The sequence below is a fragment of the Lapidilactobacillus gannanensis genome (assembly GCF_003946675.1).
Lineage (GTDB): Bacteria > Bacillota > Bacilli > Lactobacillales > Lactobacillaceae > Lapidilactobacillus > Lapidilactobacillus gannanensis.
This window is the reverse complement of sequence record NZ_RHOT01000049.1, coordinates 1-15192: the sequence shown is the minus strand read 5'-3', so window position 1 is coordinate 15192 and position 15192 is coordinate 1. Positions and strand designations below refer to the sequence as shown.

Here is a 15192-nt window from a genome sequence, read left to right as displayed (position 1 = left end):
TTTAAGGGGCTTTTTGCGTGTGGCAAGCCCTTCTAGGGCTAATAAAAAGCCACCCGCTATGCGGGTGGATGATTACTTTGATTAGAGCTATTAACCCTATGCTAATTATAAGGCTTAGCTTTCAAATGGAACATACTATTATCCAAATTATGATTTGTTAAGGTGGTGTTGTCATAGTTACTGAATTGAATCAATTGGGCAGAAACAAGAAAAATTTAACTAAGACCATGGACACCATTCAAAATTAAGGGAACGTCATCCTAAATCTATTGCCAATGGCGGGAATTGTTGATTTTTATTTATGCCAACTCGTGACCACATCTTATCATTGGATGGTATGAATGATGTTGACAGAAAAACTAGCATTAGAGGCCTCCTTATTATATATAGTAAAGGATACTAAACGAAATAGATTAAATATAGTATATAAAATCATTTTCTAAAGAAAATATGGCCTTTGATCCAACTGGGCATGATTTTCTTCATGCCCAAAGAGTGGCTAAGCTAGCTCAAAAAAAATATATAGAAGATTTTGGCAGATTGTAAAATTTAAGTTGAACATTTAAGTGGGCAGAAAAACCCATCAAGGTCTTTAATGGTGTTACCACACAATCCATTAGAAAGAAGGACCTTGATGAGCACCACTATTTTATCATTCCAGAACCGTGTTGTCATTGAAACGCTTCATAATGAAGGACGTTCCTTGCGATACATCGCTAACTACTTAGGCTTTAGTAAGACCACCATCTTTAACGAACTTCACCGGCTAAATAGTGAGTACCAGGCTGGGCTAGCGCAAACTGACTTTGAACGAAAGGTTAGTCAACGGGGGCGGAAGTCTTCGCTCACTAAAAACCTTAAACACTTGATCGAGGAAAAGATTCAAGTCCAGAAGTGGTCCCCTGAACAAGTTGCCCATGTGGTGGGGATTGCCTACAAGACGGTCTATAACTGGATTGATCAAGGATGGCTTGATATACAGTTGCCCGATTTGCCTGATCATGGAATTCGTCGTCATCGTGCTAAAGAAAAGCGTGGTACGTTCAATCACGGCCGCTCCATTGAGGAGCGGCCTCATAAAGTCGAAACTCGCCAGGAATTCGGCCACTTTGAAGCTGATACCGTACTTTCTGGTAAACGTAAAGGTCAAGCTGTAGCTACTTTTGTGGAGCGTAAGAGTCGCCTGACAATTGTTAAACGGCTCCATGGTCGCGACAGTCAGTCCATGACTCAAGCCGTACTTGAACTAGCTAGTCAACTTCAAGACAAGCTCAAGACGCTTACCGTAGATCATGGTAAAGAGTTCGCTAACTATCAGACAATTGAACGGCGAACTGGTACACAGGTTTATTTTGCCCATGCCTATTCACCGCATGAAAGAGGCAGTAATGAGAACCGTAACCGAGTTTTGCGGCGCTTTATTCCCAAAGGCCAAGCCATTGAAGAACTAAGTGATCACCAATTGGTTCAAATTAATTGGTATTTGAATTCACGGCCACTTAAATGTCTTAATTGGCATACACCAATCGAGATCTTCTTGCTTAATTTACGTCATTAAATTCGTTCAAGTTATTTCTTGCAATCTGCCACTTTAAAAAAATATCATTATTTGCGCTTTTGTTTTAACTTATATAGTATAATCAACTTAACATGACAAAAGTGAGGCGAATTGTTTTGAGTAAATTCGATTTTCCAATAGAATTAGATCGGTCAATTGTTGATGGTATTATTAAGGGGTATAAAGATTATTTAGCTGTGCGCGCCGAAATGCAGAAAAGGTTAAAGGTTAGTGCTGCTTATGCTTGGACCAAGGGAAATCATATCGATTCTTTTGTTAATGCAGAATGTGCACAGTATGACGAGATTGAAAGCACAATCGAAAAAGCAGGTTATACTTGGGAGTATATCCAATTTACAATTAAATCATCCAATGAAAAATACCTATTGATGATTAAAAATAGTGGTGGTATTAAGCGAGCCTTTACTTACCAAGAGCAAACTGCAAGTCGTCAGAATTATTTGACTGAATACGCTGCAATTAATAATCATTTACTTGGAGATCAGGCCCTATCAACTAGCGATTCAAAGGGGATTATTCAATTAGAGTTAAGCATTCCTGAACTTGATGCTATTCAGAATAATGTTGCTCTTAAGGCACCTGAGGGTTATGATCGTTTTTATGTAGTTACTTATGAATTTGATTCAGATTCGAAGATGATTAGCAAAATTGCCTTAACTTTACCTAATCAACACGAAATGAAGTTAATTGAAGTCGCAGATTTAACACCATTTATTAGTAGCAGTAAGGTTTCAATTAATGATAACGAGCTTGCACCAGTGAAAAATGAACAAGTACCGGATAGTGTTTATAGTGGTGATACTGAATCATTTGGTTATGGTGTAGCGACTAATAAGCCTGCAGATTCGGACCAAGCGGTTAAATAGTCAGAAAGATGTGATGAAATGTTTTACGGAGAGAAACTGAGTAGTTTAAGGGAACTGAATGGTCTCTCTAGAAAAGACCTTGCCACTCGATTAAATGTTACCGAACAGGCGGTCTGGCAATATGAAAATGATGCGACATTACCAAAAATTGAGGTTATGAATCAATTACGGACTATTTTTAATGTTGAAACCAAATATTTTTTTACCCGCAATTATCTAGCTAGTGAGGTCAGTGAAGAACGTGTTGCTTATCGAACTACAGATCGCGAGTCTCGCAAGAAAACCAAATTAGAAGTTACCTATCTGAATTATATTGATTACTACATTAGATATTTAGAACAGAATTTGATTATTCCCGAAGCAAAAATTAATCAGCTGATTCAGGCTTGTCAGCTGATTTTGAATAATAGCAATCAATCGCGTTCGGCTTTGATTCAACAGGTAGCTGCTTATGCGCGAGCTGAGTTGGGGTTGCAGCATAATCGTGATTTAATGTATGTCCTAGAGAAGAGTGGTATTTATATTCTGGAGAAAAATCTGGGGATGCAAATAGATGCTTATAGCACTATCACGAAAGCGCAGCGACCTTATATTGTTTTAGGAACATTTAAGAAAAGTGCCGTTCGCCGTAATTTCGATATTGCTCATGAACTTGGCCATTTTTTGTTGCATCGCACCGTAGATATGTCAATTTTGACACCTGCTGAGTTAAAGGCAATTGAAAAAGAAGCCCATTTATTTGCTTCGGCCTTTCTGCTACCAGAAGCAAATTTTAAGGTGGATTTTCAGAAGCTGCGGCGGAAATCAAATCCTGATTTTTATATTGATCTGAAACGGAAATATTTGGTTTCTCTGACGGCCTTGGAGATGCGTGCGTATGGTTTAGGCTTAATGTCTTATCAGGAGAATCGCTATTTCTGGGGGCAACTAACGAAGAAAGATTACAAAGTAAATGAGCCTTTGGATGATGAGATCCCGCCAATCAAGCCTGGTAAAATTCGCTCACTCTTTAAATTTGTTTTGGATCATCAGGTCATTCAGCTTGCTGATTTACTTGGTAACTTTAATATTTTGCCAGAATTTCTCAGCCAGCTTTTTAATCTCGATGAGCATTTCTTTGATCAGTATTTAAAGCCACAACAAGATTATTTCAGTCAAGCGGTAATTGACCTAGACAGCTTTCGACAGAAACCACTATCTGAATAAAAAACAGCGTGTGACAAAAGGCGATCAGCCGGTGAGCATTAACGTAAAATCCCGAACAATTCGTAAGAATTGCTCGGGATTTTGTCGTTAAGCGGAGCCAGTTGCCTTTTGAGAACACGTTTCAGCAGCTAAAGTTCGTTTTATTTTTGAAAATAGACTTTTATCACAGCCTCTTTTTTTAACACTAGCTATCCCTAACTTCAGTGAGTTTCTCAACTTGCGCTAAAGTGATGGCCTTTTTATTTTTTTTAATTAATTGTTGTTGTTCAAATTGTTTAAACTTGCGAGAAATTGTTTCCGGCGTAGTGCCGAGAAAACTGGCTAGTTCTTTTAATTTCATTGGCAAATCGAAGGTTGTTGTACCCTTAACTTTAGATAAGTCTAGCAGGTAAGTGGCCAAACGCTGTTCAATCAAGTCGTGATTGAGTAACTCATTTTGCTTTTCCAACGAGGCAATTTTAGTAGCGTTGCTCTGCAATAATTTCCAGGCAATGCTGGGGTATTTTTCCAAAAGTGGTTGGAAGTCTTGGGCGCTTAGGGTGCAGACTGTGGAGTTCTTCAAGGTTTCTACGTAAAGGTCTTGGTTGGCGACGGTGAACAGATTTTTCTCGCCCTCGAAATCGCCGGCGTCCAGCACCCGCAACAATTGCTCCTTGCCATTGGCCGCCAACTGGTAAACTTTGGCGGCACCTTGCGCGACGATGACCAACTGGTTGGCGTTGTCAGGCCCCAAGATAACTTCATTTTTATCGAAATGATGATGGACCACCAAATCCGAAACTTGAACCAGTTCCTGATGATTCAACTGCGTAAAAATCGGCACGATTTCCGCACAAACATGATCAGACATAAATTCACCTCAAATTATTTGTTAGTATCGCTTATAACGTCGTGTTGTTTAATCCACCTTAGTTTTGGCGATATTGTAACCCATCTCTTGGACAAATGTAATTAATTTATCAGCGCTGGTTTCCAGCGTGTTCAGTTGGACGACGAGCTCGTTTTTTTCAAAGAGTGCGGCAACTTCGCCAACACCATCTTGGGCGTCTAGTTTGTTTTGAATTTTTTCAAAGCATGCTTCACATGCCAGTGGTTCTAATGTAATCGTTAATTTTTCCATGAGACAGCCTACTTTCAATAGAATTCTTACTTCTATTGTAGTCTACATTAAATCAAGAATAAAATAATTGACCTAGATCAAGTTTTTGAATCGATTTTGGTTTTTTCAGAGCTGTGGCAGGAACCAGTGGTTTTGTGGATTTTAAAATTGGTGCCAAGACTTCTCCAATTAGGATTGGTGGTGGCTGGGTGATTAAGAGGGCGTGGAACATGGTGGGCATTGATCTGAGCCCCTTCTGCGAACGGTCTCAGATACAAGCCTTATTCTAACCGCTGAAGCGGCAAGAATAATTTCACCATTGACGCCAATCGCCCAGCCAACCCAAGGTAGCGCCAAGGGTATTGACGAGGATGTCGCCGGTGTCGAAGCAACGGCTACTTAAATAGAAATAGTTGAGGAGTAGTTGGCTGCATTCAATCGTGACTGAAATTAAGCAACAAAATTTAGCATTGGCCCACCAGGACTGCCCTTTTTCCGTGAAGTAGGCGTAGAAGAAGGACAGTGGTGCCAGCATGATTAGGTTGCCGCCGATTTGGTAGTTACCGTAGCTGAAGGTGCGTAGGGGATTGAGCGTGATCATGCCGCTTTGTTGGCCCCAGAATTGGGGGCGCGGGCCTTGGAGTTGGTTCAGGGGAAATTGGGTGAATGCCACCAGAATAAATAGATAGCTGATGGCGGCCGTGGTTATCATAATTCGTTCGCGGCTAGCGTGGTTGCGCTGGAGAAATTGCCAGCTGAGATAGCAGGTGAAAACAGCCAGGGGCAATAAATGCCAGGCTGAAATTTGTTGGACGGGAATTGTTTGGCCATTATTTAATGCCAGCATTAGTGGGGACCTCCTTTTAAGGTACAGAAAAAGGCAGGCCACAGTTGTGACTTACCTTCCCTGTAAAATGAAATCGAATTTCGAGTAACTTATTTGTTAAACCAGCTGCTAACTGTGTCGAATAAACTCTTGAAGAAATTGCCTAAAGCATCACCGATTTTCTGTAAGGTGTTGCGGTTTTCTTGGGTGTTTAATTTATCGAAAATACCTTGTGCATTGGTTTTAATATTGTTAGCAATTTTAGATGCTTGTTCTTTGAAACTGTCAGAGTTAAGCGCGCCAGAATCACGAATTGTCACTAATAAATTAATGATTTGTTGTTTCTGATTATTGGTGATGACATTTTGAATGCCATTGTTGGTTAATTGATTGTTGACGATGGTGGTAATACCACCGACGGAGATGTTGCTACCTTTTTCAGCCATTTCTTTTTTGGCATTGGCTACGGCGTTGTTTAATTGGGCATCACTGTAACCATCTTTATTTTTATTGGCGTCACTGATACCACTTAAAGTCGACATTTCTTCTTGGGCGGCCGAGACTTGTTTCTGATTCAGAGCATTGCCATTCTCAGCGTAAGCAGCGTAAACACCGGCTAAGGCGCCAGAACCATCAATTGGTGTAGCTGAAGTGACGTAAATATTGGCATCAGTAACACCAGCAGTTAGCGCTGCGTTTTTATATTGGTCGGCGGTAATTGTGGTGATATTGTTACTGCCATTGTAATTGAGAATTTCGACGTTGATGCCAGAACCAGAAGCTGTTTTTTGAATCAGCGCACTAGACCAAACGCCAGAGCTGGTGGTAAAAGTCGAGCCAGAGGGATTTAAATATTTAACTAAAGTACTGCCATCAATGGTAATCGTTTTGTAGCTGGCGCCATTTAATTTGGCGGTTAACGTACTAATTGTGCCTTGTTTTTGGCTGTCAGTTAGGGATGTGCCTAGAGTGAGCACCGGCTGGTCCCAAGTGGTGTCGGCCTTGACTGTTTGGGTAGCTAATTGACTGAGTCCCAAAGCTCCTAATAAAATTGCTGTGATCGTGATGATTTTTTTCGTTAACATCCGCATAATAAATACCTCATTTGTTATGATTGGGAATCGCTCCCGGATTAATTGCAATGTGGCGCTAAAGTTCGGCCACTTGAACAATTTCTATTATAACAAATCTGTTACAGCCGAACCTGCTAAAAGATGGAGCTTAACCTCTGCTTAAGAAAAATCGGGCTTTGGACTGAGACCGGTTAGCGGTTTCCCATTAAAACAACTGGCCACCGTAAATAACGGTGCCATGTGGCGCGATTGTTATCGTACAATCGCTTCTTTCTATATCTATGATATAACAAGGTTTGCTTAATACAGCTAATGAATCAAGTCAGGCGCTGGCGGTTGTTTTTTAACTAAAGGCGCTATTCTTTCTTGACACGGGTGTTACAATATAATTAACAAGTTAATCTTAAAGTAACAACGAGTTTTCAGTGAAGGGACGAGATTGATCATGAAGTATTCTCATCGGTTAAGTGATGCGGTCCATATTTTGGCGTTTATTCTGATTTATCAGGGTGGTGACTTGTCTAGTGGCGCGATTGCAGCTAGTATTGAGTCCAATCCTAGCATGGTCCGGCGCTTGATGGCGCGTCTCAGTAAAAGTGGTTTATTGATCAGCCGTCCGGGATTAGTGGCGCCCAAATTAGGTCGTCCGGCAGCTGAGATTACTTTACTGGATATTTATCGTAGTATTGAGGATAATCAAGTGTTATTACATGTCGATCAAAAAACCAATCCATTGTGCACTGTTGGCGCCAATATTCAGGCAACTTTGAATGTGGTTTATGATGAAGTTCAGCAAGCAGCTGAGGCTAAAATGGCGACAGTCACTTTACAGGCGATTGTGGCAGATATTTTGCGACGACAGTCCCAGAAATCGCACTAGCAATAATGACCAAGTAGGAAAAACTGGGGGTTAGAAAATGATTGAGTTTAAACAGGTGACAAAAGAATATGGCCAAGAAGATGCGCTGAAACATCTTAGTTTAACCATTGGTGATGGGGAACTATTTGTTTTGGTGGGGCCTTCTGGTAGTGGCAAAACAACTTTATTAAAGATGATCAATCGTTTGGTGATCCCAACGTCGGGTCAGATTTTAATTGATCAAGCAGATGTTGCCCAAATCGATTTAGAAAATTTACGGCGGCATACGGGTTATGTTCTTCAAACTGGGGCTTTATTTCCCAATATGACTGTGGAACAAAACGCTGGTATTCAATTGGAAGCTTTAGGTTGGCCGGCAGAGAAGCGCCATGAACGAATTGTTGAACTTTTAACGCGGATGGGCTTAGCACCAGATTTGTTTTTAAAACGAATGCCTAGTGAATTATCTGGTGGTGAATCACAACGTGTCGGGATTGCTCGTGCACTGGCGGCTAATCCGAAGTTGATTTTAATGGATGAGCCCTTTAGTGCTTTAGATCCACTATCAAAGCGACAGTTACAAGCGCTAATTTTGCAATTACATCGTGAACTAGCGACGACGTTTGTTTTTGTAACTCATGATATGCGTGAGGCCCTTCATTTAGCAGATCGGTTAGCCGTGATTTACGATGGTGAATTACAGCAGCTGGGCACACCGGCAGAGATTTTGGCAGCACCAGCTAACGATTTTGTCCGTGAATTCTTTGCAGATGTGCAACAAACGCAATATTTACAACGCGTGCTTGCCGCTGGTTTTGGTCAGCAGTTAACTGAAAATAGTGACAATGATCTACCCCAATTCAAAAATAGTGACACCATTTATCAATGGGCCCAGTTATTACAACAACAGCCCCAGCAAAAAATTCAGGTGGCCGGCTTTTTGTTAACACCACAAGATTTAGTGGACTACATGGCTAGCTTGAATCAAGGAGGCGAGCAACGTGCTTAAATCAGTCTGGCAATATGTCGTTGCCAATCAGAATGATATTATTCGCTCGCTAGGACAACATATTGAAATTTCATTATTAGCGGCTATTATCACGATTTTAATTGCGATTCCTTTGGCAATCATACTGATGAATCACCGCCGAGCCGGAGAATTTGTCCTCCAAGTGGCTAGCATGATTCAGACAATTCCTAGTTTAGCGATTCTAGGTTTATTAATTCCAATTGTCGGCATTGGGACAGTGCCAGCAATTATTGCCCTAGTTTTATATGCGATTATGCCGATTTTCCAAAATACTTATGCCGGTTTGACGAATATTGATCCCGTTCTAATGGAAGCTGCTGACGCGCTAGGTATTTCTAAGCGCTATAAACTTTTTCGAATTCAAATTCCGTTAGCCATGCCGATGATCCTTTCTGGTATTCGGATTGCAGTAGTAATGATCATTGGCACTGCCACTTTGGCAGCCTTAATTGGTGGCGGTGGTTTAGGGACCTATATCTTACTGGGAATTCAGAGTAATAATAATGCCGCTTTGTTAGTCGGGGCGATTTTAGCAGCAATTCTAGCCTTAGTTGCTAGCTGGTTAATTAAATTACTATCGCACGTTTCCTTTAAAAAATTGGGAATTGGTGTGGCGACGCTAGCAGTGTTAATTGCTGGCGGTTATGGTGTTCGCAGTCTGGCAACACCCAAGACTGAAACAATTACGATTGCCGGTAAAATGGGTGGCGAACCTGAGCTGCTGATCAATATGTATCGTGATTTAATTGAAGCCGATAATCCTAACATTCAGGTGAACTTGAAGCGGAATTTTGGTGGCACTAGTTTCTTATTTAAAGCTTTGCAAAGCAAGCAAATTGATATCTATCCAGAATTTACTGGCACGATTTTGCAGTCACTGGTGAAGGAACCAAGTGGTGTTAGTCATCATCCGCAAATAGCCTATCAAACTGCTAAAAAAGATATTGCCAAGCAATTTCAGATGACTTTATTGCCACCAATGAAGTATCAAAATGGTTATGGACTCACGGTTCAGAAGCCTACAGCTGACAAATATCAGTTGCAAACAATTTCTGATTTGGTTGCTCATCCGGAATTATCAGCTGGTTTTGATCCTGACTTTTATCAGCAAGCGGATGGCTATCCTGGCCTCCAAAAAAAGTATGGTTTGAAGTTTAATTCTGTACGTACCATGGAACCATCGCTACGCTATCAAGCCCTGGCAAATGGGAAATTACAAGTTACTGACGGTTATACTACAGATCCTGAAATCAAAGGATATAATTTGGTTTTACTTGAGGACGACCTTAATTTCTTCCCACCTTATCAAGGGGCGCCGCTGATGCTGACCAGTTTTGCCAAAGCACATCCAGCAATTGTTAAAAGTCTGAATAAATTGGCAGATCAGATCACTACTAGCGAAATGCAGAATTTGAACTACCAAGTTACGGTGCAACACAAGAAAGCTTCAGTCGTTGCGCATAAATTTTTAGTTGCTAAAGGATTATTGAAAAAGTAGGTCAAGTGTATTTCCGGCTAGTTTTAGTAATGAAGCTAGCAGTATTTTATCAAGAAAGTGTGATTTTAATAACATATTTAGTTACCGGTGCTACCGGCCATCTAGGTCGTGAAGTTATTCAAGACTTAATTGCCCAAGTTGGTGCAGACCAAGTTGTGGCGGGTGTGCACACGCCCGCCAAGGCTAAATTTCTACAAGAAAAGGGCGTCAGTTTAGCTGCTATCGATTATTTGGACGTTGCTAAGATGACTGCTGCTTTACAAAAGATTGATGTGTTGGTTTATATCCCCAGCAAAACTTATGATTTATTACAACGAGTAACTGAGTTAGAAAATGTTTTGACGGCGATGAAGAATGCGGCAGTCTCACAAATCGTTTTTGTCAGTTTCTACGCTGATCAGGAAAATAATCCTTTTGTGATGTCGCCATATTATGGTTATGCGCCACGACGGTTGGCTGCTGCTGGTTTACAATTTGCGGTACTTAAAAATGCTTTGTATGCTGATCCGTTAATTCCTTATTTACCGGAATTAATTCAACGTCACGCCTTGATCTATCCAGTCGGTGATCAAGCGCTGGCTTTCATTACGCAACAGGATAGTGCTTTAGCAATTGCCACAGTGGCAGCACAAGCCAACTTACGTGATCATGGTCAGATTTACACGTTGACTCAGCAACAGGCTTGGCAGATGCCAGCGTTAGGGCGCCTAATGACCAAGGTGACTGGTCAGCAAATCGGTTATCAACCAGTGAGTGTTGCCGAGTTTGGCCAAATTTATGCTGCTGAAGGTGATGGTCAAGAGTTAGCTTCAATGTATCAAGCAGGTGCGTTGGGCTTATTAGATCAAGTCACCACCGATTTTGAAAAAATTACCGGCCAAGCGCCGGAAACAATGGCCGATTTTTTGACAAAAAAGGTTCATACCACAACTACTAAGTAAATTGTACCAGCGTTTTACAGCGTGTGCCAAAAGGCGGTTAACCGGTGAATATTAACGTAAAATATCGACCAATTCGTTAGAATTGATTGATATTTTGGCGTTAAGCGGAACCGGTTGCCTTTTGAGAACCCGTTTCGTCAGTTAAAGTTCGGTTTATTTTTGATAAAATAACTTAGGTCCCCGACGCTCTTGTTATATTAGCACCACGCGCGAGGCATGCCTTAAATTAGAGCGTAGTTGCTGGCACAGCAGGGCTTAGTTATTGCTGCTCTAAATGTTGTACTTGGTCGCTGAGATTCACACCCGGGTCAACTTGGTTGTTATTTAAGAAGGTATGCGTGTAAGCTTGCCGATATTGATTCGGGGTAAGGTGATTTTTCTTTTTGAAAAGGCGCTCGAAGTATTTAACGTCACTGAAAAAGGCAGTAGTACTGATTGTTTTGATCGAATCCTTCGTTGAAAGTAATAATAGCTTGGCGTAATCGAGTCGCAGCTTGTTCGTGTAGGCGGCAATGGTCATGCCAGTTTCACGTTTAAAAATCCGATTGAGGTAATCAGGATTCATGAAAAATTGATCGGCGATTTCTTGTAGACTTTGGTGCTGAGCTAAATTAATACGTAACCACTCTTTGATTTCATTGATTGAAGTTTGATGAGTAGTGGCCTGAATGCGTTGATTATGGACAGCATCAGCCAAAGTCAGAATCAACAAGGAAGTTTGATAGTCACTAGTTAAAGGGCGAACCGCGGTGTTATGGGCAAGGTCTAATAACTGTTGCGCCGCTATAACGGTCTGAGAAAAGTCATTCAGATGATAAAAACGTGGCAAACTGATTTGGGTCAGATCACTTGTAGCTGCTGAACTAAGTTGCCAAGTACCGGCCTGAATAAAGTGACACCAAATAAAACTACTTTTTTCAACAGTTGGTTGGGCACCAGTAATGGTCTCGAAAGGAAAAACGGTTAGCAGATCGCCAGCGCCAACATGGAAAGTTTCTGCACCGATTTGAAGGTGGACTTGACCACTAAGTCCAATGATTAACTCGGTATCTTGTTGATGCGTCATTTCGTGATGACGCCAACCTAATTCAGCTGTAAATTGGCCGCTTTGTAAATAGTGAACGGGTTGAGTCAGGGAAAATGATAAATTTGACATATTATACCTCGAAGTCGAAAAAAGTCACTTTTCTTTTAGTATAGCAGAAGCAAAGCTCAGATTGTGATAAGCGGCGATTAGCAGCTGAGCATTAACAAAAAATGTCGAACAATTCGTTAGAATTGCTCGACATTTTTGCGTGAAGCGGAACTAATTGCCTATCGAGAACACGTTTCAGCAACCAAAGTTCAGCCTTATTTTGTTTAAATGACTTACGACTGCACCACTTTTTCACGACTAGGGGTCAGAACACTAAGCAAAATCAAGGTGCTTTAAAAGCTCATCAGGCCTAATGATTTCGGATTTTGTCATTGTTGGTTATTCTTGTAAGCTATGAGGTTGACCCTCTTGTGCTAAAACACGTTGTACGGCTGGTCGTTGTCGCATTCGTTGGTCGAATTTTGCTAAGCCAGCTAAATCTTTGAAGCTAAGTGCTAAGCGCTGCAACCAGCCGGTCATTACGAATAAATAAGCATCTGGTGCTGAAAACTGATTGTTGACTAGGTAATCTTCAGTAAGCAAAATCTGATTAAGATATCGCAAGCGCGGGAACACGCGACTGTAAATCAGTTCCTTCGAATGTTTCGTATCAGGCAACCAATTTCCCCGCCGAAATGGTGAAATAAAATTTTTATGAAGTTCGGTGGCAATGTAGTTTAAGTACATTCTTTTCTGCCAATAATCATCAGAATCATAAAGTGCAATCAAGTTATTAGTGGGGTTGCGCAGTCCTAAATATTCTAAAATCACAGCACATTCAGTGATTAAGTGGCCATCGTCGGTTTCCAAGGCGGGCACATATGAGTTGGGATTTACTTGGTTGTAATCACCACCAGCCCAAGTTTTGGTGTCTAAATTAACACGCTCCAGTTGATAGACTTGACCAATTTCTTCTAAAAGAATGTGTGGTGCCAGCGAACTAGCACCAGCGGCGTAGAAAAGCTTCATAACCATGGCCTCCTTATAAGTCGTACTTCTCCAGGAACCAAGCCACTTGATGTTGATAAGCGACAGGGTCGATCGGGAAGGATTCAGCATGATCGGCTTTGGGTACTAGCCAGAGTTCTTTGGGCGCGGTGGTGGCCCGATAATTTTCTAAACACATAGTCGTGGGGACGTAACTGTCAGACTCGCCATGGATGAAGAAGATTGGCCGCGTATTTTTTTCAAGGGCAGCCAGTGAATCAACATCATCGATATTAAAACCTAGGACAAAATGATTAACGAGATTGACAATTGGTAAAACTGGGAATTTTGGTAAGTGAAATTCGACTTTAGCGCGGTAAGCTAATTGTGCTGGCAGAGAACTGTAGCCACAGTCTTCAATAATGCCCTTGACTTGTGGTGGTAGGTCTTCACCACTCATCATCATGACAATCGCGCCGCCCATACTGACACCAAACAGCACGATTTCGCAGTCGTTGCCTAAATAATCGACTAAGTCTAAACACCAATCCCGATAATCAAGCCGATCGAGACCGCCAAAATTAACCCAGTTGCCGGAACTTTCACCATGACCGCGATTATCAGGCATTAATACGTTGTAACCTAAATCTTGATACATTTTCGCAAAAGCGGCCATTGTTGGCGCACTGCCATGGTAACCGTGAGCAATGATAACAACTTTTTGAGTGGGTTGGGGATGGGGAATGTAGAGTGCGTGAATCCGATTCTTAGGATCGTTATCATAAAGCCACCAATCCTCAGTTGGTTGATCAGCCAGCCATTCATGGGCGCGCTGATAAAGGTCATGGTAGTGGCTGTTATCAGTTTGGTCGGTTGGCTTTTCCTCTAAGCGACCGAAGCCATAACGATATAACTTGGTAGTAACAACACCCATGCCGATAAAAGCAGCGCTGGGTAGACCGATTTGAGCAACTTTTTTCCAATTCATTTTATTCACCTCACTGGAAGTATTACTACATTCATCCTAACTGAAGCCCTTAAAAGCGAGCAAATATTTGGCTCAACTTTAATTCAGGAATTTTTGCCGAAAAGTGGTCAAATCTGCAGGTGTTAATTTCAAGGCTTCGCGCCAATAATTCTCAATTCCACCATAACCAATGTTGACCGTTTGCAAGGCACCTTGGATGTACAAGGCTTCGCCAGTTTTGGTATTCATTTTGGCCACAGCTGCTTGTACGGCGTCATTAGTCAGGGCAGTCTGTCCGTTGGGAAAATCGTACAAATCATTAGTGAGTAAATAATCCTCAATAATTGTGTCATCGGGAACACCTAGTGCCGCAAGAATCAAGGCGGCAGTCATTCCGGTCCGGTCTTTGCCAGCAGCACAATGAAAGACGGTTGCCTCGGACTCCTTTTGACCTAGCAAAACTGAGAACGTTTTAGCAAAAGCTGCCTGACTGTGGGGGTTCAAAATAACATTTTGATAAATCTGCGCCACTGGATCGGCCAGTTTTGGCTGCCGATGACGGCCTTTTAATAGTCGTTGGATGCCATGATAATTAACGATACGGTCAAAGTTGGTCGTTGGATAAACGGGATTTAAAACGACCTGAGCATCAGGCCATTGCTGATCTGGGTAAGAACTTTGCTCTGATGGTGACCGTAAATCAATGTCCCAGTGAATTGCCAAATCGCTAAGGAGCACACAATCGTCAGAGGTTAAACCGCCTAGTGAGGCGGCACGGTAGATTTTCCGCCATTGCACACTTTTACCACTGCTTGTTTGATAGCCACCTAAATCGCGAAAATTAACTGTTCCGGTTAAAGGGATAACGCGTTGTGGCGTGGCATGTTCTTGATTTGTTGGAGTCATAAATTCACCTTCATTTTTTATTCGTTATGTAATAGAAGTGCTATGCTATTAGACATAGTTGGGAATTGAAATGTGTTCGGGGTTGCAGCGTGTATGGTTAACTTAACTATTTCAATGATCGGTTGGCACCGCTCATCAAAATAGTTGAAGTTAGCCTACGCGCGCTCCCGCAGCTCCTCACACTCTGCTAAAACGTGTTCGGGGTGCCAAATGGCTATGGCTAATTTAAATAATCACTCGATCTGCTGGCGCAGCTCAAGCAATTATTTGAAATTATCCT

15 protein-coding genes and 1 pseudogene are annotated in these 15192 nt (G+C 41.7%); 8 read left to right on the top strand and 8 right to left on the bottom strand.

The genetic code is table 11. The features are described from left to right. Positions 1-450: 450 nt before the first annotated feature. The 4 genes and pseudogenes from EKM81_RS10275 to EKM81_RS10260 form a co-directional block, all read left to right on the top strand. Positions 451-534 (top strand): annotated as a pseudogene (locus EKM81_RS10275) (HD domain-containing protein); the annotation flags it as partial. Between the two features lie 100 nt (positions 535-634). After that, positions 635-1558, top strand: a complete 924-nt coding sequence (locus EKM81_RS10270; protein ID WP_004271307.1) for an IS30 family transposase — start codon at positions 635-637, stop codon at positions 1556-1558. A 116-nt stretch (positions 1559-1674) separates the two neighbouring features. Continuing rightward, the gene (locus EKM81_RS10265) at positions 1675-2445 is read left to right on the top strand and encodes a spr1630 family ClpXP-sensitive toxin (RefSeq protein ID WP_125651380.1); all 771 of its coding nucleotides are present in this window, start codon (positions 1675-1677) and stop codon (positions 2443-2445) included. A gap of 18 nt (positions 2446-2463) precedes the next feature. Next, positions 2464-3651: a spr1629 family repressor/antitoxin gene (locus EKM81_RS10260; protein WP_125651378.1), complete on the top strand. Its 1188-nt coding sequence runs from the start codon at positions 2464-2466 to the stop codon at positions 3649-3651. A gap of 184 nt (positions 3652-3835) precedes the next feature. Here the strand turns inward: EKM81_RS10260 and EKM81_RS10255 are convergent, their stop codons facing one another. The 4 genes from EKM81_RS10255 to EKM81_RS10240 form a co-directional block, all read right to left on the bottom strand. Further along, the gene (locus EKM81_RS10255; RefSeq protein WP_125651376.1) at positions 3836-4501 is read right to left on the bottom strand and encodes a Crp/Fnr family transcriptional regulator; all 666 of its coding nucleotides are present in this window, start codon (positions 4499-4501) and stop codon (positions 3836-3838) included. A gap of 48 nt (positions 4502-4549) precedes the next feature. Beyond that, positions 4550-4771 (bottom strand): heavy-metal-associated domain-containing protein, encoded by a 222-nt coding sequence (locus EKM81_RS10250; protein ID WP_125651374.1) that lies wholly within the window; start codon positions 4769-4771, stop codon positions 4550-4552. A gap of 292 nt (positions 4772-5063) precedes the next feature. Next, positions 5064-5597 carry a VanZ family protein gene (locus EKM81_RS10245; RefSeq protein ID WP_125651372.1) on the bottom strand — a complete coding sequence of 178 codons (534 nt, stop codon included), beginning with the start codon at positions 5595-5597 and terminating at the stop codon, positions 5064-5066. A gap of 89 nt (positions 5598-5686) precedes the next feature. Continuing rightward, positions 5687-6667 (bottom strand): DUF1002 domain-containing protein, encoded by a 981-nt coding sequence (locus EKM81_RS10240; RefSeq protein WP_164509297.1) that lies wholly within the window; start codon positions 6665-6667, stop codon positions 5687-5689. A 427-nt stretch (positions 6668-7094) separates the two neighbouring features. On the opposite strand from EKM81_RS10240, the gene EKM81_RS10235 reads away from it, so the two are divergent. The 4 genes from EKM81_RS10235 (at position 7095) to EKM81_RS10220 (ending at position 10977) form a co-directional block, all read left to right on the top strand. After that, the gene (locus EKM81_RS10235; protein ID WP_125651370.1) at positions 7095-7529 is read left to right on the top strand and encodes an Rrf2 family transcriptional regulator; all 435 of its coding nucleotides are present in this window, start codon (positions 7095-7097) and stop codon (positions 7527-7529) included. Positions 7530-7566: 37 nt separating this feature from the next. Continuing rightward, complete coding sequence (locus EKM81_RS10230) at positions 7567-8517, top strand: ABC transporter ATP-binding protein (RefSeq protein ID WP_125651368.1); 951 nt, start codon at positions 7567-7569, stop codon at positions 8515-8517. Beyond that, positions 8510-10036, top strand: coding sequence for an ABC transporter permease/substrate-binding protein (locus tag EKM81_RS10225; RefSeq protein WP_125651366.1), 1527 nt, complete (start codon positions 8510-8512; stop codon positions 10034-10036). Before EKM81_RS10230 ends, EKM81_RS10225 begins: the two co-directional genes overlap by 8 nt. Positions 10037-10104: 68 nt before the next feature. Beyond that, on the top strand, positions 10105-10977 hold the full coding sequence (locus EKM81_RS10220; RefSeq protein WP_125651382.1) for an NAD(P)H-binding protein: 873 nt from the start codon (positions 10105-10107) through the stop codon (positions 10975-10977). Between the two features lie 259 nt (positions 10978-11236). On the opposite strand, the gene EKM81_RS10215 is transcribed toward EKM81_RS10220, so the two are convergent. The 4 genes from EKM81_RS10215 to EKM81_RS10200 all read right to left on the bottom strand — a co-directional run bounded on the left by EKM81_RS10215 (position 11237) and on the right by EKM81_RS10200 (position 14912). Then, on the bottom strand, positions 11237-12133 hold the full coding sequence (locus EKM81_RS10215) for a helix-turn-helix transcriptional regulator (protein WP_125651365.1): 897 nt from the start codon (positions 12131-12133) through the stop codon (positions 11237-11239). Positions 12134-12451: 318 nt separating this feature from the next. Next, the gene (locus EKM81_RS10210) at positions 12452-13081 is read right to left on the bottom strand and encodes a glutathione S-transferase N-terminal domain-containing protein (protein WP_125651363.1); all 630 of its coding nucleotides are present in this window, start codon (positions 13079-13081) and stop codon (positions 12452-12454) included. A gap of 13 nt (positions 13082-13094) precedes the next feature. After that, positions 13095-14027, bottom strand: coding sequence for an alpha/beta hydrolase (locus EKM81_RS10205; RefSeq protein ID WP_125651362.1), 933 nt, complete (start codon positions 14025-14027; stop codon positions 13095-13097). A 78-nt stretch (positions 14028-14105) separates the two neighbouring features. Then, complete coding sequence (locus tag EKM81_RS10200; protein ID WP_125651359.1) at positions 14106-14912, bottom strand: tyrosine-protein phosphatase; 807 nt, start codon at positions 14910-14912, stop codon at positions 14106-14108. Between the last annotated feature and the right edge of the window lie 280 nt (positions 14913-15192).